The following is a 16,222-nucleotide window of genomic DNA, read 5'->3' on the forward strand; positions in this document are numbered from 1 at the left end:
CCCCTTCTCCAGGCGCTTGTAGATCATCACAAAGCCCTGGCCGTCCCAGTACAGGGCCTTGAGCTTGTCCCCGGCCCGGTTGCGGAAGACGAACAACTCACCGCTGAGCGGATCCCGCTCCATGGCTTCAACGATCTCGGTACACAAACCATCGAAGGCCTTGCGGAAATCCACCGGCGCCACCGCCAGATGGATGGCCACCCCCGTAGGCCAGGCGATCATGCCTCCAGAACCTCCATGGCTCGTTGCAGAGTCTGGGCGCAAAAGCCCGGATAAAGCTCCACGCGGCGGCCATTACTCAGAGCCACCACCACCGGTCCGCCAGGCTGGGACGATGGTGTGGTATTGGCGATCGGGGTGGGAGTAAGCTCTTCCCCTACCGGATGCACCGTCAAAAACCGCTGCACATCGGCCGCGCGGCCCGGTGACGAATCCTTCTCCTGGGGGCCGGCCGCGGCCACCACCCATTCCGGGTAGCGAGCTGCCCACTGCGATAACTGCCGGGGTGACACCCCATGCTGGCGGGCAAAGGCGGCCTTGCCCCGACCTGAGACCGCCCACCGCTGGACCAGGTCCTGCCAGAAGGCGCGCCTGCGTTGTTGAATGCCCCTGCTCATGCCGGCTCATCTCCTTGGTTGGGTGAGATCGTGCCGGTGACAATGGGGGATCAGCGGGGGCTATGGAATACGGGGGCTACCGGACAGGTACCGACAGACGTCGCCACTCGGTCAATCGCTTGCACTGAGCCGAAAACCCCAGCGACTCCTGCCGTTCGCTCCAGGCCCGCCGCCGATCAGCCAGTGCTTCGTTCCACAGCAGACAGTGAACCCAGCGTTGGTGCTCCAAGGCAGAGAGCTGGGCCGCCGTGGGGTAAAGCCGATATGTGACCTTGCGCTGGACCATGGGGGAAGTATACCAATCATCCGCGCACTGCCCCGTCTGAGTTCGTGAATAATCTCAAGACCGTCAGCTCGCGACTGATCCGCAAGGAGTACGGGGAACACATACGGCGCTACTACTGGCACAAGCCGGTGTTCTAGTCTCGCAGCTACTGCATCATCACCGTCGGCGGTGCGCCGCTCTCGGTCCTGAAGCAATACATCGAACAGCAGGAGGCACCAGAGTAATGGCGCTGCGCGCCATGCGCCGCTTCACCACCCCCTAAGTCGCTGAGTGGCTATAGGCGGAGCACTGCGGCGCTATTTGGTAGCCAAGTCCAGATCAGTCTTACTGGTCTTCCCTGTTTTCTTCTGAAAACAATGAAGTACAAAGACGGCATCGGCGAACTTGGCAATGTAAATGACCCGAAATGCACCGGCTACATCCCGAATCCGAATTTCCTTCACGCCCCGGCCTACGGTGTTCATTGGCTTCCAGTCATCTGGTTCTTGGCCGTTCTGCACTTGATCGATCTGGTGGCCTGCTTCACGCCTGGCCTGGATAGGGAAGGCACGGAGGTCATCAAAGGAGCTACCCCGGAACTCGACGGGTTTGGGATCGGACATGCATGGAATATATAAAAATTTGTATAAATTGGCAAGTGGGCTTCTGCCGCAATGGAACGGTGAAGTGCGAAGGGCGAAATCAGTCCCGCCGGTTGCTGCATGGAATGGGTTGGCCGAGATGCGCGGACGTGTGTGGAGGTGAGGAATCCCGGGCCGAACTCAGGTCTGTGGTGGATTGGTTGCAGGGGAGGGGCTGATTAGGCAGAGCCCCGTACGACGCGACTGGAGTCGTGCGTTGATCTGCTCGAACTGCTCAGATTCACCTCTGAACAATGCGCGTGTCAGTTCTTGTTCGAGGGTTGAACGGTGACCGTCGATGACCTTTATTCGGTCGTGTTCCTCGCGGACCTCGTGTCTCTCCAGAGCTTTTGCCTTCAGCTGCTCATGGGTCAGCATCTCTGATCTCCTTCAGCCGCATATCGGCCAGTGCGTTGTTTCGTTTTTTTGAATTCAGGGAGGCTTTCTTTACCTGAACAAAAAGATCTCCACCAAGAGGATTCTCTGGCTCAGGGCGAGGGTCATGAAAAAAAATTTGAATGTGGATAGAAAAAATACTTAAAAATTAGGATAGTACAGGGAGTGTGTCAACGCGAATAGACGCTTTCGATGTAACGGCCACGTCCTGGGCCATGGCCCAGGTCACAGGACGCGGCGGCGGCTGCTTCTTTCCTGCACATGCCCGCGGCTTGGTAGGCATCGATACGGTCTTGCGCGTAGGCGTACCTGGCACTGTGGGAGGATTGCTGGCCGCTCAGGCCGACTGCGCGCATCTCGCGTTCATACCGGCTGCGGGCAGCTGAGAGCGAGGGCGTTGGTGTGACCACCAGCTTGCCGCCCTGGGCCTGACTGATTTGACGCGCCTGCTGAATGGCATACAGCGCTCGATCCCGGTCTATGACATGGGCATCTCGCATACGGCCACCTTTCGTGCCGTGGGTAACTGTGAGCTTGTCGGCGCCGGATTGCAGCTCCTTTTCCCAGCGATCCAGGGACTGAACAGACATGATGGCCTCCGTGGCACGCAGGCCGAGTTCTCGCTGGAGCTGGAGCGCCGCAGCTTCACCATGACTGCCTCGTGCTTCGAGTTTTGCGGTGGCCGACTTGTAGTTTTCTTGAGAAAGGGCCGTCTTGGTCCCCACTCTAGTGCCACCTTTGATCCCGAGTGATTCGTTGGAGAGATCTCTATGATCAGCGAATTTGGTTCGTCCTGCTGACCGCAGCATGCTTCTCATTGCACTCATGTGATTCTGTGTGCTTCTGACATCTAATTTCTCCTTGAGATATTCTGCGTATTGTTGAATATGTTTTACCTTGATGTTGGAAATATCTTTGGTCTGGATGTTTTTTTCGCTACAGAAATTTACATAGTCACGTACGACTCGCTCCCGGTGTTCCTTGGTTTTTGTGGACCCGCCTCCTTGGCGGGCGGCCCGGATCATGGATTCTTTCAGTGACATCACGCCATCTCCTTAAAACTGATAGCGCGCTGGGGGCAGGCAGTGGGCTGGTAAATAGGATCGACACCGGTCGTGTGATACCCGGCTCATTTTATGAATCCACCCGTCTTCCTATTTTCAGAAAGACGCCAGCCCGAATCGCCCAGCCCCCAGCGCTATACCAGCGTTGAGATGTGGGGGGATACGCCGGTGACCGTGGTCATGGCGCCGGCAGATGCCGGTAGCTCCCCTGCCCCTGGATCAGGGACACCCGTAATGAGCGATCCGTATTGGTGGATCCATGTCGTGCGGCAGGCCCGGGCCGGACCTGTCGCAGAGGTTTGAACACCCTCGAAAGGGCGCGGTGATGCGCAGGCGGAACCCACGCGCGTCCTGCGCGCGGGTTCAACCAGGCTTTTCACTGTGCTGGAAAACAGCGTCATTTTTCGCTTCGCCCGATTCTTATTTAAGAATCATGACTTTGCGAACGTTTTTAACGTGCGTCACTTTTCGCTTGCGCGAGCAAGTGACGCACGAATGCGCTGGCCCACGGGAGTGGAACCAGGCATGAGTCAGCCTCCGTTGGCCCCCCATGGGGCATGCCGAGGCCGTTTGAGGGCGCACTGACCCCTCTGGATAGACGCTATTTAGGCGTGGACGTGATGCCAGCCGACATTGAAAATCGCGGCGGGTATTATCCGCCGACGATAGCGAGCACAGCCACAGAGGCTGTATCACTCTTTCACGGGGCAGGGCCCCGGTACCTTATCGGTATCCACCTCCAGGGAGGAGGCGCAGTTAAAGCGGCCTGAGCCGACTTTCTTCCAGGACTGAGTTGCCTCGTCCTCCTGGGTAGCCTCGGGTTTTCCTGAAGCATCCAGGTCTTTCGCAGCCTTGGCTGCGTATCGCCTTATCGGCAGTTTAAACGCCACTACGGGCTATGGACCAAGGCCTTAACGGCCACGCACCTCTTCCTGGTCCGAAGGTGCTTGGGTGCTGGACGGGCTCCAGCGGGCCATGTATGGGATTACTTTAGCCGCGGAGGGGATGTTTGGCAAGTTCATGGGGAGGCGTGTTCAAAGGACCCGCTACTTCACAGAATGCTCTTGTGTGAATTAAGTATGAAAATCTTATTATCTTATACAGACGTAAACCGCTTGACTAGAGATCAAATAAAGATACCCAGCATAACCCTATAAACCTAAATGCCCAGAGACTCGGTGCGTTTCGCGACACGTAGGCACAGAGATTGATATCGGAAAAATCAAGGCTGGATGGCAAATTGCAAAAAGAGGAATTGCGGCCAACAGGACTAGTGGCCTTTGGAAATAATCGGTAGGGGAGGAAAACCCGGACAAGATGGTAAGAAAGAGTGTTTGTCTCTTGCTGCTTCGTGCCTTACCCAAATTAAAAAACCCCGGCACGATTCCGGGGTTAGGATGTTGCTGGTTAGTGAAGAGTAAGATCAATAATAGAAAGAGATTTCTTGTCCCTTGCTTTCTTCACCATATAAGTTACCTGCAGTTCGCCGGCATCCAGTTTGTTGGTGTTCCTGAGCACGACCATTCCGCAATACTAGTCGCAGCAGCATCAATAGTATTTCCAGAACTATCCTGTGGTGTCAAAATTACTTGCACATCTTGCCCAAAATCAGTATTCGCAGCAGTTGCATCTACAGTTATAACACCAACGCTAGATACGTCGAGAGTTTCGACCAAAGAAGTAGCGGTGAAGCCATTTTCACAAGAAGATCTGTCAGCGATTCCAGATTGCACCATCTCTGAAACGCAGGTTCTCGCTGAGCTGGCAGCTAAAACTACTTCAGAAGCTTTGGCGCGATTTGTATAATCGTTATAAGCTGGAATTGCAATCGCCGCCAGAATCCCGATGATCGCCACCACGATCATCAGTTCGATCAAGGTAAAACCTGCTTGTCTCTTCATGCTTTCGTCCTCATGACGTTGTGGGGTTTAAAGGAGACTAGTGCACTTGGTGTGCCAACCCCAAGCCGAGGAATAACCGGGCGAAAGCGGGGGTTGAGCGGTAGATCCCGACCAGGCGATGGCATCGCGGCCTGTGCCTGGGTGTGCCATGGCACACCCAGGGTGTGCCATGGCACACCCTCTGCGGTCCGTATCGCGCCCCATGGCATACTGCCCAGAACAGCCCACGGAGCCGCCCATGCACACCATCAGCCTTGATAGCGCCATGCAACTCACCGGCCTGAGCAAGCGCACCCTGTGGCGCCGGGTCTCCTTCGCTCCCTACCCCACCCGCCGGGAGTCCCACGCCGGCTCCCGCACCTTGATTGCCATTGAGACCATCGAGGCCGACCTTCCCGCCCCGCTGGAACCCGGCGACGACGCCATCATCGCCCAGGCCGACCAGGGCGATGCCGAGGCCCAGAACGATGTGGCCATGATGCTCATGGAAGCCGAACGCTACGACCTGGCCATTCACTGGCTGCGCCTGGCCAGCGAACAGGAATACCCCGATGCCATGCACTGGTTGGGGCGCTGCTACATCTCCGGGCGAGGCCTGGACCGGGATGAGGCAATCGGGCTGGATTGGATCCGGCGCGCAGCCCACAAGGGTCACATCATTTCCCAACGTCAGGTGGAGCGCCTGGGTCACGAAAGGTAAGCGGAATACTCCTACTTCACAAAAATTTATTGTGTGAAGTAGCTAGACCCCATTCCACCTGACATCCGTCCTTGCGCCCCGCCTCTAGTTCACTCACTATTAAAAATAATTGACTTCGTGAATTAGAGATCCCCCCATGAACAGCGTCGAAGCGGCCAAGACCCCGGAGCAGATCCAGCGCATCGAGTACGCCCTGGCCGATGGTCACGGTCAGGTGTATGCGGATATCTGGAAGGTCGGCATCAACCTGGCGCTGCGCATCAGCGACCTGCTGAGTCTGCGCTACGACCAGGTGGCCGGTGACAAGCTGGAGCTGGTCGAGGGGAAGACCAGAAAGCGCCGGGTGATCCGCATCAATGCCGCTGCCCGGGCGGTCATCGACCGGCGCCGGTGGGAACACCCGGATCACGTCTACCTGTTCCAGGGCGAGAGCAACCGAGCCCGGGCGCTCGGCAAGCCCCCGTCACGCTCCATGGTGGCCAGGGTGTTCAAGGAGGTGGGCGAGCGCCGCAGCATCGGCCTGAAGCTGGGCACCCACAGCATGCGCAAGACCCGTGGCTGGGCCATGCACAACGCCGGCAAGTCCATCGAGCTGATCTGCATGACCCTCAACCACAGCAGCCCGGCGGTGACCATGAGCTACCTGGGAATCACCCAGGAAGAGGTGCATGCGCTGGCGGATGAATTCTGCCTCTGACGGCTTTTCGCCCGGGACGCCCTACTGGCGCGAGGCAGGCCTCATCGAAGTCACGCATGGTCTGCTCGTCGATGGCATCGAGCTCGTGCAAAGCCTCCATGGTTTCATGAATCGATGCCAGGGCTTCACTGCGGTGCTGCTTTTCCATTGTCCTTTACTCCTTCCAGCAGTCCAGGTCAGCCAAGGCTTCATCCATGAAGTGCGGCATATCGGTATCGGCCTTATCGGCTTGAGCAGCAAGGTGCGACTGACGACGGCATTCCTCCGCGAAATTTGGGCAGCGTGTATCCGGTACCCAAATTTGTACTGGGCGTAAACCGGCCATGCGAAGGGCGTTGCGGTGCTTCTGAACTCTTGAATTGACATGCACCATGCTGAGGCTCCCATGGGTGTTGCATGTAACAGTGCGGATGTGATTCTTTCTCGTCATCGCGCCTTCTGAGTATCGGCCTGGGCCTTCTCACGGCGCTCCTGATCCCGCTGAGCTTCTTGGCCTGGCCTCATCGCGCTGATCCATGACCGTGGTGAGCCAAGCTTTGATCTCGGCGGCGGTCGCTCGTGCGATTTCCGCCGCGGTACGCTCGCGATCAAGGTCGGCCCGCAAGCGTTCCATCTCCTTGAACGCCTGGGAGGCCTCGTTTCGGGCCTCGTCGCGCTCTGCTACCAGCACCGCCACCTGGTTGCGCAGCTCGTCGGCGGAGGCCTCCGCCTCTGCCCTGGCCGCTGTGACCTGCCGCTCGATCTCTTGAGCGAGAGTAGCGGCCAACTCGTCGGGCAGACGGGCAGCTTGGCGCTCTACGGGCGGTTGGGCGGATCGCCATGCGGTGAGGTGTCGGTGGATCGTGTTCAGCGAGCCGGTCCCAAGGGCATCCCTCACGGTTTGGATAGTGGGTTTTTCACCGTTGCCGATCATCTGATCTGCAATGCTTGCCACTTGCTCATAGGTGATTCCCGGTCGCGCCATATTTGCCCCATTTTTTACATAATGAAGTACGTAGTGACGACAGAATACAGATCATGTGGGCGGCCCCACCACATCCTCGATTTGGTACCCGAAGAACTTCAGAATATTGGAGGGATAGGGGCGTTGGCCTCGGGCCGCAATCCTGTCGGCGGCATTCTCGATGGCCGCTTTGGTGACTCCTTTTTCCTGGATCAGCCAATTCAGCTGGTGGCGGTCTCTGTTGGATTGGATGATGGGCTGCATCGATCTTTTCCCAAGCGCTTCTTTTTTTACGATATTACAGCTTTCCGTATTAACGCTAATACGCTTTTCTGTTTTGGTGCCTTACTTCCTCTCGTCCTGGCGGGTCAGTTCGGGAACCTGGTAGCGAGTGCTTCGGCCTCCTGCAGGTAACCTCACCAAACAGCCAGAGGTGAATCCGGTTTGAGAGTGGCATCCGGCATCAACTCTGCCAGGCCTTCGGATCGTGGTGAAGGAGGCCCTGCAGGCTCCTTCACACCAAGGCGCCGGGCGAGTGATGAGCGTACCGAGGCAATATTCAGGCGCTCACCTTCGATGGCCGAGGAGGTCACGATGTTCTCCAATAGCGTGTCCAGGGCGGCCCTCGCCTCGGCCTCCGGATCATCCACGGGCCCCAGGGCACCGGATCGTCCCAGCAAGATGCCGAGATCCCTCCAGCACTTCTGAAGCCGAGGATGAACCTCGGCCACTTGCCAGGTAAAGCAGGGCCAATCAGGATGTTGCCAGATCCACTTTGGGGCTTGATCAGTCATTTTTTCAGCTCACCAAATGAGCTGAAAGAGTGATCTTTTTCGGCTCAGCTGGCAAGCAAGGAAGCCTTGGGACCTCGTCTGGTATAGCCATTATGGTATACACGCATCCCATGTGGAGGTGTCTGAATGAGCAAGCAAATGGCGGTCAGAATCCCGGACGAAACCTATGAGCGATTGAAAGTGCTTGCGGCCAGAACGGGTCGCACGACCACCTACTACGTCCGTGAGGCCATCGAGGAGCACCTGGACGATTTGGAGGATGTATATCTTGCCGAACAGACGCTGGAACGGATCCGTCGCGGTGAGGAAACAGTGATCAGTGCCGAGGACTTCTGGCGTGACCTGGAGGATTGAATACGCCAGTTCGGTCCGGAGAAAGGTACGAACAATGGATCCCCCGTCATTATTTACTGCTTTCTGTTTTTCCGTATTTCTGTGAAATCATTTCTCTCACCACATCGGCCATCTTGGTGCCGTTGGCGGCGCAATCCATTTTGAGGCGCCGATGCAAGTCTTCGGGGATGTCGATGGTGAGCCGCTTCATGCGGGGCTGATCCGTGCCTGTGCGATCCTGCACCCACTCATCCGGGGTGGAGGCCTTCGCGGTTGGCTTGGATGTGAATGTCACCTTCTTCGTGCTCACTGCAGCATCTCCAGGAGTTCATTGGTCATGGCTTCTATCTCAGCTGAGGCCTGGCCGTTGGGTTCGGCCTCCAGGACGGACAGGCCTTGGGCAACCGCTTCGGCGAAGATCACCCGTTGGGTCAGGCTGGCATCGAGCACGGGTACGGGGTAGCCCCCCAAGGCCTCCCGCACGTCGCGCCCGATGGCCGTGTTTGTAATTTTGCGATTCACTGCAAATACGATTTTCAGATTTTCCTTGAATACAGAGGCCTCTTCCACCAGGGCAATGACCTCGTGGGCCGCCCAGATGTCATAGGGGCTGGGCTGCACCGGAATGACGACCAGCTGGGAGGCCATAATGGCGGAACGCGCCAGGTCGCTGACCCGGGGAGGACCGTCGATGACCACGTGATCGTAGCCCCGGGAGAGTTCACCGATCTCCTTATGGATAGTGGGACGTGGAAGCCCCACCACAGTGAACAAGGGATCGGCGGTGCGTGCGGCCGCCCAGTCCAGGGCGCTACCCTGGGGATCCGCATCCAGCAGAAGCACCCGGCCCCCGCGGTGTGCCAGGCTGGCTGCGGTGTTCACCGCCAGGGTAGTCTTGCCGACTCCACCTTTCTGGTTCAAGAATGCGACGATCATGAAAAACGCCTTTAATTTTTCGCGTTTTTAATTTTTTACAGAAATGCGCTTTTGCGTCAAGTTCCTTTCTGGTTTTGGACCTTGTGTCTAAACCAGCATGACCGGGCCGGGATAGCGGGCAACGGTCTCGTCGGCCGTCAGCAGCAGCACACCCTCGCTCTCGGCCTGTGCGACAAGCAGACGATCAAATGGGTCACGGTGGATGGGTGGCAGATGGTGGACAGCCAGGGCATGCGTGCTGGTGATTGGGAGTTCCGTGTAGCCGTTGTCGATCAGGCCACGTTTCAGTCGGTGTGGATCCACCTGAAAATCCGAACGGCCCAGGCCGGCCTTAATCGTCACTTCCCAGAGACTGGCAGCGCTGAACCAGAGCGCATTGTTCTCGTCCATGAGCTTCTCTTTTGCCGTTGCTGACAGCCTCTCCGGTTGAGAGGCCGCCCAGAGCAGCAGGTGTGTATCCAGCAACAGGATCATGAGGGATCTTCACCGCCAAACATCTCGGCGATTTCATCGCTGGCCATGGTGTCGAAATCGTCGGGAATCTGAAAGGCGCCCTTTAGAAAGCCAAGGCGACGGACTTTACTGGCCGATGGGGTGTCGATGGGGGTGAGCTTGGCGATGGGCCGTCCCGCCTTGGCAATGATCACGGTTTCTCCCTGCGAGGCACGGGCCAACAGCCGGGAAAGCTGGGTTTTGGCTTCGTGGATATTGACGGTATCCATGGGAGCATCCTGAAATGATTAAACTAGACTAATCAAGTTTAGTCATTTTGATGGAGGTTCACCAGCGTCGGTACTTTTTCGCTTTAAATGTAATTTTCTTTTTTTTTAAAGAAATAAGTTTTTGATGAAATATTTATTTCATTGAAAAATGTTTTCCGCAGAAAGTTTGAAGGCTATCGGCCCTCAGTAGCCCGCCTCTTTCTGGTGTCTGAAGGCCAGAACATACACCGCATCATCGGCCAACTCGTGGCGGTACAGGGCCACATAGCCGGAGTCACCGAAGGCGATCACCAGTTCGCGCAACTCGGGCATTTCTGGGAAAGGGCGGCCAATCTCGGGCGTCGTTTCCAGCAGCAGGAATTGCCGCTCAATGGCCTGGCTGGCCCGCCTGGTGGCTTCGGTGTCTTTGGTAGACAGGAATTGCCGGCATCGCTCTAAGCCCTTCGCCGCGCCTTCGGTGACGATTACTCGTGGCACTCAGGCACCGCTTTTTCATCCTGGGTACCCCAGGTATTCAACCAGGTTCGCACCTCTTGGCCAGTCAGATGCCGGCCGGTTTCCTTGTAAGCCACCCAGGAGGCCAAGGCTTCCTGCTTGAGGCTGTCGCGCGCTTCCTCACGCTCGACATACTCCCGGATGGCTTCCAGCATGATCCAGTGTGGGGAGCGGCGGCGCTGGCTGGCGAGCTCATGGACGCGGCTCTTCAGGCCGTCGTCGATCTTGAGGGATGTTGCCATGGTAAGCCCCTTATCACTCGGTGATACCTAATGATAACTTAGCCCTTTCCTGTCACTGAGTCCATCGGCTTGTAGACAGGTTCCGGTTCTGGACTCTCGCGTTTGCCAGGCACTTGCTCATTGATTGCGTTTATATGATGATGCAATCAATGAGGTCTTGGGAGTGACAAGATGGCAAGCGTGACCGTAAGAAATTTGCCAGATGAGGTACACCGTGCGATTCGCGTGCAGGCTGCCCATCACGGCCGCAGCACCGAGGCGGAAATACGCGCCATTCTGGAAGCCGCTGCCCGGCCTCCCGAGCGCGTCAAACTCGGCTCCATGCTGGTATCCATCGCCCGCGAGGCAGGCGAAATGACCGATGCCGAAGTCGAGCACCTCAACCAGCTTCGCGACAAGACGCCGGCCGAACCGATGGGTTTCGAATGATCGTCCTGGATACCAACGTCATTTCGGAGTTGTGGAGGGTTGAGCCGGATCCCAACGTGCTGGCCTGGATCGACGCACAGACGGTTGAAACGCTCTATCTTTCGGTCATCACCGTGGCCGAGCTGCGCTATGGTCTTGCCACGATGCCAGAGGGCAGGCGCCGCACGATCTACCAGGAGCGTCTGGAGCACGAGGTGTTGCCGGTCTTTGGGGACCGCGTACTGCCCTTTGATCTGGCTGCCTCTCAAGCCTATGCTGACCTGATGGCACGGGCGAGGACGGGAGGGAAGGCGATTGGCCAGGCGGATGGTTATATCGCCGCCACTGCCGCTGTTCACGGTTTGATGGTCGCAACACGGGACGTCAGTCCTTTCGATGCGGCTCAGCTGAAAACCATCAATCCGTGGGAAGACGGGGCATGATGGGGGCTTCCGAGACCAGAAAAATCGGCAAAACGAACGAGGTAAGGTAGGATTATTCGCTAGACATAAAAAAGCCCCGATGCACTCAACTCTTGGCGGAGACGTGCATCGGGGCCCCCAAAAACCAGTCAGCCACCTTGCGGCCACTGCCTGGCAAGCCCCCCCTTCCGGGGGCCAACTAGCAAGCCCCGCAGAAGGAAGAAGTGCGAAAAATGATACCACCAAATTCTGTTTTTGACACATCCCGCCAAGCTTGGATTGGCGCATGGTAGCGGCGCACTGGCCCGATCTGGTGGGGGTGCAGTGATGGCCCAGCAACTGGAACTGTTTGATCGCTGGGACGAATCCGGCACCTACCACACCCAGAAGTACGGGTTCTTCTCTCTCCTGGTGGGAAGCGCGCGCAAGCATCAGTCTTCCCACCCTCTGGTGGATATGCCGCAGGTCCTGTCCCTGATCGACCCATCCCGGGACACCTGGTTATCCCAGGCCGAGTTCATCAAGCCCAACCGTCGTGTAGTCAATCTGGCCCGTCTGGGGCTGCTGTTTGTTGATCTGGATACCTACCGTCAGCCCTGGGCACAGGGTCGCTCACCGGAGCAACTGGCAGATGCAGTGCTGTTCTTTTGCCAAGAAGAAGGTATCCCCCCACCTTCCCTGATCGTTTTCAGCGGCCGTGGTGTCCAGGCCAAGTGGCTACTGGAAGGCACTCTACCCAGGCGGGCGCTGCCCCGGTGGAATGCCTGCCAGTGTTTCCTGGTGGATCGCCTGGCAACCCTCGGGGCGGATCCGGCCGCCAAGGACGCCAGCCGCGTGCTGCGCCTGGTGGATACGGTGAACAGCAAAAGCGGGGAAATTTGCCGTGTCATTCACGTGGAGGACGGCCCGGACGGACATCCCGTGCGATATTCGTTTGAGTACCTGGCGGAAATCCTGCTGCCATTGTCTCGCCAGGAGATCGAGGAGCAGAGGCAGGAGCGCATTGAGCGCCGGCAACTCAAGCTTCTGGATGGGGGGAGATCCAGCAACCTGCGTGGGTTCTCCGGTCGCCAGCTGGCATGGGATCGCCTGGAAGACTTGCGGCGCCTGGTTGAACTGCGCGGGGGCGTGGCGGAAGGGGAGCGGATGCTGCATCTCTTCTGGCGCCTGAACTTCCTTCTGTTGTCAGGGGCGACAAACAGTGCCCTGATGTACCACGAAGCAGCCGCGCTGGCCCGGGAGTTGGACCCTTCCTGGAATTACCGGTGCCAGGAGCTGATGACGCTCTACGCCAAGGCCCGGGCCAATGAGTCCGGTGAAACGGTGGAGTTTCAGGGGCGCAAGTATCCGCCGCTCTACACGCCCCGGAACGACACCCTCATCAACCTTTTCCAGATCACCGATGACGAGCAGCGGATGCTGCGCACGTTGATTTCGCAGGATGTGGCCAAGGAACGCGATAGGGAGCGCCATACGGCCCGCAGACGGGCCGCTGGGGCGGTTGATCGTGCAACCTACCTGGAGGCTGCCACCGCTAAGCAGGAGCAAGCACTGGCTCTCAAGGCGCAGGGCTTGAGTGTCCGGGCAATTGCTTCCCGCATGGGAATTAGCAAGACTGCTGCTGGGCGCTACGTTGCAGACGCTGCGGGGTGTCCCAAGTCCGTCCGTATTACTAATGGCGGAGCCTGAGGGGTGGCTGCCGGGCTGCCGGGTTCCAGACGTTGGGTAGGGTGTCCCAAGTCCGTCCGTATTACTAATGGCGGAGCCTGGTGGCCTTTCTTTTGGTTGTAATTGGTGTTTTGCGAGCCAGCAGGCGAGCGGGACCGGCAGCAGCCGGGCCCCTGGGCCGAAGGCCCAGCCTGGATGGGTCTGCTGAGACGAGAGCCTTGAACATCGCTTGGAGTACTTATGGTGCCTGGCGTAGCCTGGAGGGTGATTTCCTCTGTACGACTGAGCGGGTTTGATTCCGTCCATCTTATTGCGATGTTATGATAATAATAGTAATATTATTCTTATTACTACTATTTGGATAAGCCATGTCTGTCATCAGCAGTGAAATCCGTGACCGGATTCTGACCGCCGCCGAAGCCTTATACGAGGCATCCGGCCGGGAGCAGCTTCCTACTGTCAATGCCGTGCGCCAGGAGGCCCGGTGCTCTATGAATGACGCCAGTGCCGTGATGCGGGAGTGGCGGCAGCAGTTGCTGCGTCAGGTAAAAGAGCCGCCGGCGAGTATCCCTGAGTCGGTGCAAGCCGTCCATGAGCGGGCCCTGGCCGAGACCTGGAAGGTGGCCCAGGAGCTGGCTTCCGAGGCTTTGGAGGCAGCCCGTCAGGCCCATGCCCAGGAGCGAGAGCAGATGGAGCAGATGCGCCAGGAGCTGGCGGAGGCCTTCGAGGAACAGGCCCGGGAGTTGGAGCGCTTGCAGGCGGAACGCGATGCGCTTCATCAAGCGTCGGAACAGGCTGGGATGGAGCGGGACCAGGTGCAGGCAGAGTTGGGCCAGCTGAAGCAGCACGTGGCTGAGCAGGCCCGGGACTTGGAGCATGTGACAGCTGACCGTGACCGGGTGCGTGGAGACCTGGAGAAGGCACGGGAGCAGCTGGCCGAATTGAAGGGAGTGATGACGGCGACCATGCAGGACCTGGAGGAGGTGCGCGAAGAGCGGGATCAGGCCCGCCGGTCGCTGCAGGAGGCTCAGGAGAACGGGACCCGGTTGCTGACCGAGCAGGATCAGCTGCGCAAGGCCCTCGATGAGGCCACCGCCGCCAGGGAGCAGGCGCAGCGGGAGGGTCGAGAAGCCCATGAAGCCGGTACAGAGGCCCGGGCTGAGCGGGATCAGTTACGCAAGGCCCTCGATGAGGCCACCGCCGCCAGGGAGCAGGCGCAGCGGGAAAGTCGGGAAGCCCGTGAAGGGTTGGCCGAGATGCGTGGACGTGTGGAGGCGGCTGAGGAATCCCGCGCCGAACTCAGGTCTGTAGTGGATTGGTTGCAGGGTAGAGGGTAAGGTTCAGGCCGCTTCGAGGACCCTGATCTCGATGTGAAGTCCGGCAGCCGTCACCATGTTCACCAGCGCATCAAGGCCGAACAGGTTGATCTTGCCGCGCATCAGGTCAGAGATGCGTGGTTGAGTCACTCCCAAGAGCTTGGCCGCCTGTGCCTGGGTCATACCGGTGTGGGCAATGTGGTCCTTCAGTGCAGTCATCAGCACGGAACGCAGCTTCATGTTTTCTGCTTCTTCCGGCGTGTCCTCAATGGCATCCCAGATACTGGTAAATCGTTGGTTACTCATTGGCCTACCTCATTCAATAAATCTCGGTAACGCTTTATGAACTACTCCCGCCAAGCCTTTCAGGCTATGGCGTGAGTTTCGCGCTTCACGGGGCGTGCCGAATCATCCGGGAATGATTCGGTCTTACCGCCCTCCACACATCGGCCACGTTCCCGACCGGATAACTGCTGCTTGGCCCAGTTCATCAAGACCCGAGCGGCGTTTTCGTCCCGCGAGCAGGACGCACCACAGGGGCACTCATGACGCCGCTGGCCGAGCGGCTTCTTCTCCTGCCGCCCGCAGGCGTGACAGGTCTGCGAGGGCTTGAGATGCCGCGTCGGAGCCTCCATCGCCCAGGTCCCAGCCTCTTCCGCTTTGTACCCGAGCAATTGATGGAAGGCTCCGCCAGCGGCATCGAGGATGCTGCGGTTCAAGCCCTTTTTGTACTGACCGCCCGAAGCGGTCATGTTGCGGATGTTCAGTGCCTCCAGGCCCAGGACGGCGAATTGCCCAACAAGCCGCGCCGTCGTCTGATGCTGAAAATCGTGGCGCTGGTTCGCCACCTTGCGGTGGAGGCGGCGCAGGCGCTCGTATTCCCTCTGGAGCCGGTTGGAGACAGGGAAGCGCCGCTGTTTGTCGGACGCCTTCCTGGCCGCCTCCTCTTTGCGGGAAATGTGGCGCTGGACCCGGCGAATTTCGTTCAGGCTGCCGGCCAGGTGGCGCGGGTTATCGATGGTTTCGGTCCCCGCGGGCGTGGCCATGGTGGCGAAGGTTTCCAGCCCCCAGTCCAGACCGCCAAGTGCGTCTCCGCGCTGACGCGACGGTGCGCAGTTCAGCGTCACCGACGCGTACCAGCGGCCGTTGCGACACAATACCTCGCAGGTCTTCGGCGTGCCGGTGGTTCGAGGCTTGCCCCGGATCGCGATCTTGCCGACACCACTGAGCCGCAGTGTCCCGTGTTTCATCCGTTCATTCGTGATCAGGCGCCAACCGTCACCGTGGGTTTTGTAACCCCACCCCTTGAAGCGATGCAGGGGCTTGAAGCGCGGAAAGCCCGGCGTTTCGCCGTTCTTTACCCGCCGGAAAAAGTGCTTGAATGCCAGATCCAGGCGCTTGAGCGTGACCTGTGTGGACTGGGCGTTAAGGCCGCGAAGCAGTTTCGACAGACGTACGCGTCCGGTAGGGCACATATACCCACCCCTCACTCCCCGCTGGCATTCTCCCCGCAGGCCTGGGTGCACGGTTCCCAGTGATAGGGCAGCAGTTCGTGGAGGCGATTGGCGGGATGATCCTGGATGCGCTCAAGCACATCGATCAGATAGTGACGGGGGTTCACTCCGTTCTGCTTGCAGGTCTCCAGGAGGGTGAGCAGGATGG

The 16,222-nt window shown here is 58.5% G+C and carries 27 protein-coding genes and 1 pseudogene; 8 read left to right on the plus strand and 20 right to left on the minus strand.

Annotation, left to right across the window (positions count from 1 at the left end; all coding sequences use genetic code 11):
- The 3 genes from tnpB to BMY52_RS14580 all read right to left on the minus strand — a co-directional run.
- Positions 1-222: IS66 family insertion sequence element accessory protein TnpB (gene tnpB / locus BMY52_RS14570; RefSeq protein WP_143050506.1), on the minus strand; the 222-nt coding region annotated here is incomplete at its 3' end.
- The gene (gene tnpA / locus BMY52_RS14575; protein WP_090255682.1) at positions 219-617 is read right to left on the minus strand and encodes an IS66 family insertion sequence element accessory protein TnpA; all 399 of its coding nucleotides are present in this window, start codon (positions 615-617) and stop codon (positions 219-221) included. The genes tnpB and tnpA, both read right to left, overlap by 4 nt.
- Positions 618-693: 76 nt before the next feature.
- The gene (locus BMY52_RS14580) at positions 694-903 is read right to left on the minus strand and encodes a helix-turn-helix domain-containing protein (protein ID WP_090255684.1); all 210 of its coding nucleotides are present in this window, start codon (positions 901-903) and stop codon (positions 694-696) included.
- Between the two features lie 29 nt (positions 904-932).
- Between BMY52_RS14580 and BMY52_RS16070 the strand changes: the two are divergent.
- Positions 933-1,127 (plus strand): annotated as a pseudogene (locus BMY52_RS16070) (IS200/IS605 family transposase); the annotation flags it as partial.
- 72 nt (positions 1,128-1,199) lie between these two features.
- On the opposite strand, the gene BMY52_RS14590 reads toward BMY52_RS16070, so the two are convergent.
- From BMY52_RS14590 to BMY52_RS14605, 4 genes are all read right to left on the minus strand, one after another.
- On the minus strand, positions 1,200-1,505 hold the full coding sequence (locus tag BMY52_RS14590) for a type II toxin-antitoxin system RelE/ParE family toxin (protein WP_090255685.1): 306 nt from the start codon (positions 1,503-1,505) through the stop codon (positions 1,200-1,202).
- A 159-nt stretch (positions 1,506-1,664) separates the two neighbouring features.
- A complete protein-coding gene (locus tag BMY52_RS14595) occupies positions 1,665-1,901 on the minus strand; it encodes a hypothetical protein (RefSeq protein ID WP_090255687.1) in 237 nt (78 codons plus the stop codon).
- Positions 1,902-2,089: 188 nt separating this feature from the next.
- Entirely contained in the window at positions 2,090-2,962 is an 873-nt protein-coding gene (locus tag BMY52_RS14600; protein WP_090255689.1) for an integrase domain-containing protein, read from the minus strand.
- Between the two features lie 1,493 nt (positions 2,963-4,455).
- Positions 4,456-4,884, minus strand: a complete 429-nt coding sequence (locus BMY52_RS14605; RefSeq protein ID WP_090255691.1) for a pilin — start codon at positions 4,882-4,884, stop codon at positions 4,456-4,458.
- Between the two features lie 238 nt (positions 4,885-5,122).
- Between BMY52_RS14605 and BMY52_RS14610 the strand changes: the two genes are divergently transcribed.
- Positions 5,123-5,584 (plus strand): tetratricopeptide repeat protein, encoded by a 462-nt coding sequence (locus tag BMY52_RS14610; protein WP_177169990.1) that lies wholly within the window; start codon positions 5,123-5,125, stop codon positions 5,582-5,584.
- 136 nt (positions 5,585-5,720) lie between these two features.
- On the plus strand, positions 5,721-6,281 hold the full coding sequence (locus tag BMY52_RS14615; protein ID WP_090255695.1) for a tyrosine-type recombinase/integrase: 561 nt from the start codon (positions 5,721-5,723) through the stop codon (positions 6,279-6,281).
- Between the two features lie 154 nt (positions 6,282-6,435).
- On the opposite strand, the gene BMY52_RS15960 is transcribed toward BMY52_RS14615, so the two are convergent.
- The 4 genes from BMY52_RS15960 to BMY52_RS14640 form a co-directional block, all read right to left on the minus strand.
- Positions 6,436-6,711: an antitoxin MazE family protein gene (locus BMY52_RS15960; protein ID WP_342707718.1), complete on the minus strand. Its 276-nt coding sequence runs from the start codon at positions 6,709-6,711 to the stop codon at positions 6,436-6,438.
- Positions 6,712-6,741: 30 nt separating this feature from the next.
- Positions 6,742-7,245, minus strand: coding sequence for a DNA-binding protein (locus tag BMY52_RS14630; protein ID WP_090255699.1), 504 nt, complete (start codon positions 7,243-7,245; stop codon positions 6,742-6,744).
- Positions 7,246-7,296: 51 nt separating this feature from the next.
- Positions 7,297-7,488: a CppA family protein gene (locus BMY52_RS14635; protein WP_090255701.1), complete on the minus strand. Its 192-nt coding sequence runs from the start codon at positions 7,486-7,488 to the stop codon at positions 7,297-7,299.
- A 152-nt stretch (positions 7,489-7,640) separates the two neighbouring features.
- Positions 7,641-8,018, minus strand: coding sequence for a DUF4172 domain-containing protein (locus tag BMY52_RS14640; protein ID WP_090255703.1), 378 nt, complete (start codon positions 8,016-8,018; stop codon positions 7,641-7,643).
- Positions 8,019-8,144: 126 nt separating this feature from the next.
- Between BMY52_RS14640 and relB the strand changes: the two genes are divergently transcribed.
- A complete protein-coding gene (gene relB, locus BMY52_RS14645) occupies positions 8,145-8,372 on the plus strand; it encodes a type II toxin-antitoxin system RelB family antitoxin (RefSeq protein ID WP_090255705.1) in 228 nt (75 codons plus the stop codon).
- 49 nt (positions 8,373-8,421) lie between these two features.
- Here relB and BMY52_RS15790 read toward each other — a convergent pair whose 3' ends face one another.
- The 6 genes from BMY52_RS15790 to BMY52_RS14675 all read right to left on the minus strand — a co-directional run bounded on the left by BMY52_RS15790 (position 8,422) and on the right by BMY52_RS14675 (position 10,746).
- Positions 8,422-8,661: a plasmid partition protein ParG gene (locus tag BMY52_RS15790; RefSeq protein ID WP_143050508.1), complete on the minus strand. Its 240-nt coding sequence runs from the start codon at positions 8,659-8,661 to the stop codon at positions 8,422-8,424.
- Positions 8,658-9,287 (minus strand): ParA family partition ATPase, encoded by a 630-nt coding sequence (gene parA / locus BMY52_RS14655; RefSeq protein ID WP_090255706.1) that lies wholly within the window; start codon positions 9,285-9,287, stop codon positions 8,658-8,660. The genes BMY52_RS15790 and parA overlap by 4 nt, the downstream gene beginning before the upstream one ends.
- 87 nt (positions 9,288-9,374) lie before the next feature.
- Entirely contained in the window at positions 9,375-9,761 is a 387-nt protein-coding gene (locus BMY52_RS14660) for a type II toxin-antitoxin system VapC family toxin (RefSeq protein WP_090255708.1), read from the minus strand.
- The gene (locus BMY52_RS14665; RefSeq protein WP_090255710.1) at positions 9,758-10,009 is read right to left on the minus strand and encodes a type II toxin-antitoxin system Phd/YefM family antitoxin; all 252 of its coding nucleotides are present in this window, start codon (positions 10,007-10,009) and stop codon (positions 9,758-9,760) included. Before BMY52_RS14665 ends, BMY52_RS14660 begins: the two co-directional genes overlap by 4 nt.
- A gap of 183 nt (positions 10,010-10,192) precedes the next feature.
- Positions 10,193-10,486 (minus strand): type II toxin-antitoxin system RelE/ParE family toxin, encoded by a 294-nt coding sequence (locus tag BMY52_RS14670; protein ID WP_090255712.1) that lies wholly within the window; start codon positions 10,484-10,486, stop codon positions 10,193-10,195.
- Positions 10,474-10,746: a CopG family ribbon-helix-helix protein gene (locus BMY52_RS14675; protein WP_090255714.1), complete on the minus strand. Its 273-nt coding sequence runs from the start codon at positions 10,744-10,746 to the stop codon at positions 10,474-10,476. The genes BMY52_RS14670 and BMY52_RS14675 overlap by 13 nt, the downstream gene beginning before the upstream one ends.
- A 171-nt stretch (positions 10,747-10,917) precedes the next feature.
- Here BMY52_RS14675 and BMY52_RS14680 point away from each other — a divergent pair, with 171 nt between their 5' ends.
- The 4 genes from BMY52_RS14680 to BMY52_RS14695 all read left to right on the plus strand — a co-directional run bounded on the left by BMY52_RS14680 (position 10,918) and on the right by BMY52_RS14695 (position 14,581).
- On the plus strand, positions 10,918-11,175 hold the full coding sequence (locus tag BMY52_RS14680) for a FitA-like ribbon-helix-helix domain-containing protein (RefSeq protein ID WP_090255716.1): 258 nt from the start codon (positions 10,918-10,920) through the stop codon (positions 11,173-11,175).
- On the plus strand, positions 11,172-11,597 hold the full coding sequence (locus BMY52_RS14685) for a type II toxin-antitoxin system VapC family toxin (protein WP_090255717.1): 426 nt from the start codon (positions 11,172-11,174) through the stop codon (positions 11,595-11,597). The genes BMY52_RS14680 and BMY52_RS14685 overlap by 4 nt, the downstream gene beginning before the upstream one ends.
- 306 nt (positions 11,598-11,903) lie before the next feature.
- Positions 11,904-13,265: a response regulator transcription factor gene (locus BMY52_RS14690; protein WP_090255719.1), complete on the plus strand. Its 1,362-nt coding sequence runs from the start codon at positions 11,904-11,906 to the stop codon at positions 13,263-13,265.
- 347 nt (positions 13,266-13,612) lie between these two features.
- Complete coding sequence (locus tag BMY52_RS14695) at positions 13,613-14,581, plus strand: DNA-binding protein (RefSeq protein WP_090255720.1); 969 nt, start codon at positions 13,613-13,615, stop codon at positions 14,579-14,581.
- Positions 14,582-14,584: 3 nt separating this feature from the next.
- On the opposite strand, the gene BMY52_RS14700 is transcribed toward BMY52_RS14695, so the two are convergent.
- From BMY52_RS14700 to BMY52_RS16055, 3 genes are read right to left on the minus strand one after another with little or no spacing between them, the layout of a single operon-like run.
- Complete coding sequence (locus tag BMY52_RS14700; RefSeq protein ID WP_090255722.1) at positions 14,585-14,866, minus strand: helix-turn-helix domain-containing protein; 282 nt, start codon at positions 14,864-14,866, stop codon at positions 14,585-14,587.
- A gap of 59 nt (positions 14,867-14,925) precedes the next feature.
- The gene (locus tag BMY52_RS14705) at positions 14,926-16,035 is read right to left on the minus strand and encodes an RNA-guided endonuclease InsQ/TnpB family protein (RefSeq protein WP_090255724.1); all 1,110 of its coding nucleotides are present in this window, start codon (positions 16,033-16,035) and stop codon (positions 14,926-14,928) included.
- A gap of 11 nt (positions 16,036-16,046) precedes the next feature.
- Positions 16,047-16,220: a transposase domain-containing protein gene (locus BMY52_RS16055; RefSeq protein ID WP_090255726.1), complete on the minus strand. Its 174-nt coding sequence runs from the start codon at positions 16,218-16,220 to the stop codon at positions 16,047-16,049.
- Between the last annotated feature and the right edge of the window lie 2 nt (positions 16,221-16,222).

The organism is Ectothiorhodospira marina, from assembly GCF_900109495.1.
GTDB classification, from domain to species: domain Bacteria; phylum Pseudomonadota; class Gammaproteobacteria; order Ectothiorhodospirales; family Ectothiorhodospiraceae; genus Ectothiorhodospira; species Ectothiorhodospira marina.

What these genes read in the sequence shown, in the direction of transcription:
- tnpA (WP_090255682.1), bottom strand. Translation starts at nt 617, where the DNA reads ATGAGCAGGGGCATTCAACAACGCAGGCGCGCCTTCTGGCAGGACCTG.
- BMY52_RS14580 (WP_090255684.1), bottom strand. Translation starts at nt 903, where the DNA reads ATGGTCCAGCGCAAGGTCACATATCGGCTTTACCCCACGGCGGCCCAG.
- BMY52_RS14590 (WP_090255685.1), bottom strand. Translation starts at nt 1,505, where the DNA reads ATGTCCGATCCCAAACCCGTCGAGTTCCGGGGTAGCTCCTTTGATGAC.
- BMY52_RS14595 (WP_090255687.1), bottom strand. Translation starts at nt 1,901, where the DNA reads ATGCTGACCCATGAGCAGCTGAAGGCAAAAGCTCTGGAGAGACACGAG.
- BMY52_RS14600 (WP_090255689.1), bottom strand. Translation starts at nt 2,962, where the DNA reads ATGTCACTGAAAGAATCCATGATCCGGGCCGCCCGCCAAGGAGGCGGG.
- BMY52_RS14605 (WP_090255691.1), bottom strand. Translation starts at nt 4,884, where the DNA reads ATGAAGAGACAAGCAGGTTTTACCTTGATCGAACTGATGATCGTGGTG.
- BMY52_RS14610 (WP_177169990.1), top strand. Translation starts at nt 5,123, where the DNA reads ATGCACACCATCAGCCTTGATAGCGCCATGCAACTCACCGGCCTGAGC.
- BMY52_RS14615 (WP_090255695.1), top strand. Translation starts at nt 5,721, where the DNA reads ATGAACAGCGTCGAAGCGGCCAAGACCCCGGAGCAGATCCAGCGCATC.
- BMY52_RS15960 (WP_342707718.1), bottom strand. Translation starts at nt 6,711, where the DNA reads ATGACGAGAAAGAATCACATCCGCACTGTTACATGCAACACCCATGGG.
- BMY52_RS14630 (WP_090255699.1), bottom strand. Translation starts at nt 7,245, where the DNA reads ATGGCGCGACCGGGAATCACCTATGAGCAAGTGGCAAGCATTGCAGAT.
- BMY52_RS14635 (WP_090255701.1), bottom strand. Translation starts at nt 7,488, where the DNA reads ATGCAGCCCATCATCCAATCCAACAGAGACCGCCACCAGCTGAATTGG.
- BMY52_RS14640 (WP_090255703.1), bottom strand. Translation starts at nt 8,018, where the DNA reads ATGACTGATCAAGCCCCAAAGTGGATCTGGCAACATCCTGATTGGCCC.
- relB (WP_090255705.1), top strand. Translation starts at nt 8,145, where the DNA reads ATGAGCAAGCAAATGGCGGTCAGAATCCCGGACGAAACCTATGAGCGA.
- parA (WP_090255706.1), bottom strand. Translation starts at nt 9,287, where the DNA reads ATGATCGTCGCATTCTTGAACCAGAAAGGTGGAGTCGGCAAGACTACC.
- BMY52_RS14660 (WP_090255708.1), bottom strand. Translation starts at nt 9,761, where the DNA reads ATGATCCTGTTGCTGGATACACACCTGCTGCTCTGGGCGGCCTCTCAA.
- BMY52_RS14665 (WP_090255710.1), bottom strand. Translation starts at nt 10,009, where the DNA reads ATGGATACCGTCAATATCCACGAAGCCAAAACCCAGCTTTCCCGGCTG.
- BMY52_RS14675 (WP_090255714.1), bottom strand. Translation starts at nt 10,746, where the DNA reads ATGGCAACATCCCTCAAGATCGACGACGGCCTGAAGAGCCGCGTCCAT.
- BMY52_RS14680 (WP_090255716.1), top strand. Translation starts at nt 10,918, where the DNA reads ATGGCAAGCGTGACCGTAAGAAATTTGCCAGATGAGGTACACCGTGCG.
- BMY52_RS14685 (WP_090255717.1), top strand. Translation starts at nt 11,172, where the DNA reads ATGATCGTCCTGGATACCAACGTCATTTCGGAGTTGTGGAGGGTTGAG.
- BMY52_RS14690 (WP_090255719.1), top strand. Translation starts at nt 11,904, where the DNA reads ATGGCCCAGCAACTGGAACTGTTTGATCGCTGGGACGAATCCGGCACC.
- BMY52_RS14695 (WP_090255720.1), top strand. Translation starts at nt 13,613, where the DNA reads ATGTCTGTCATCAGCAGTGAAATCCGTGACCGGATTCTGACCGCCGCC.
- BMY52_RS14700 (WP_090255722.1), bottom strand. Translation starts at nt 14,866, where the DNA reads ATGAGTAACCAACGATTTACCAGTATCTGGGATGCCATTGAGGACACG.
- BMY52_RS14705 (WP_090255724.1), bottom strand. Translation starts at nt 16,035, where the DNA reads ATGTGCCCTACCGGACGCGTACGTCTGTCGAAACTGCTTCGCGGCCTT.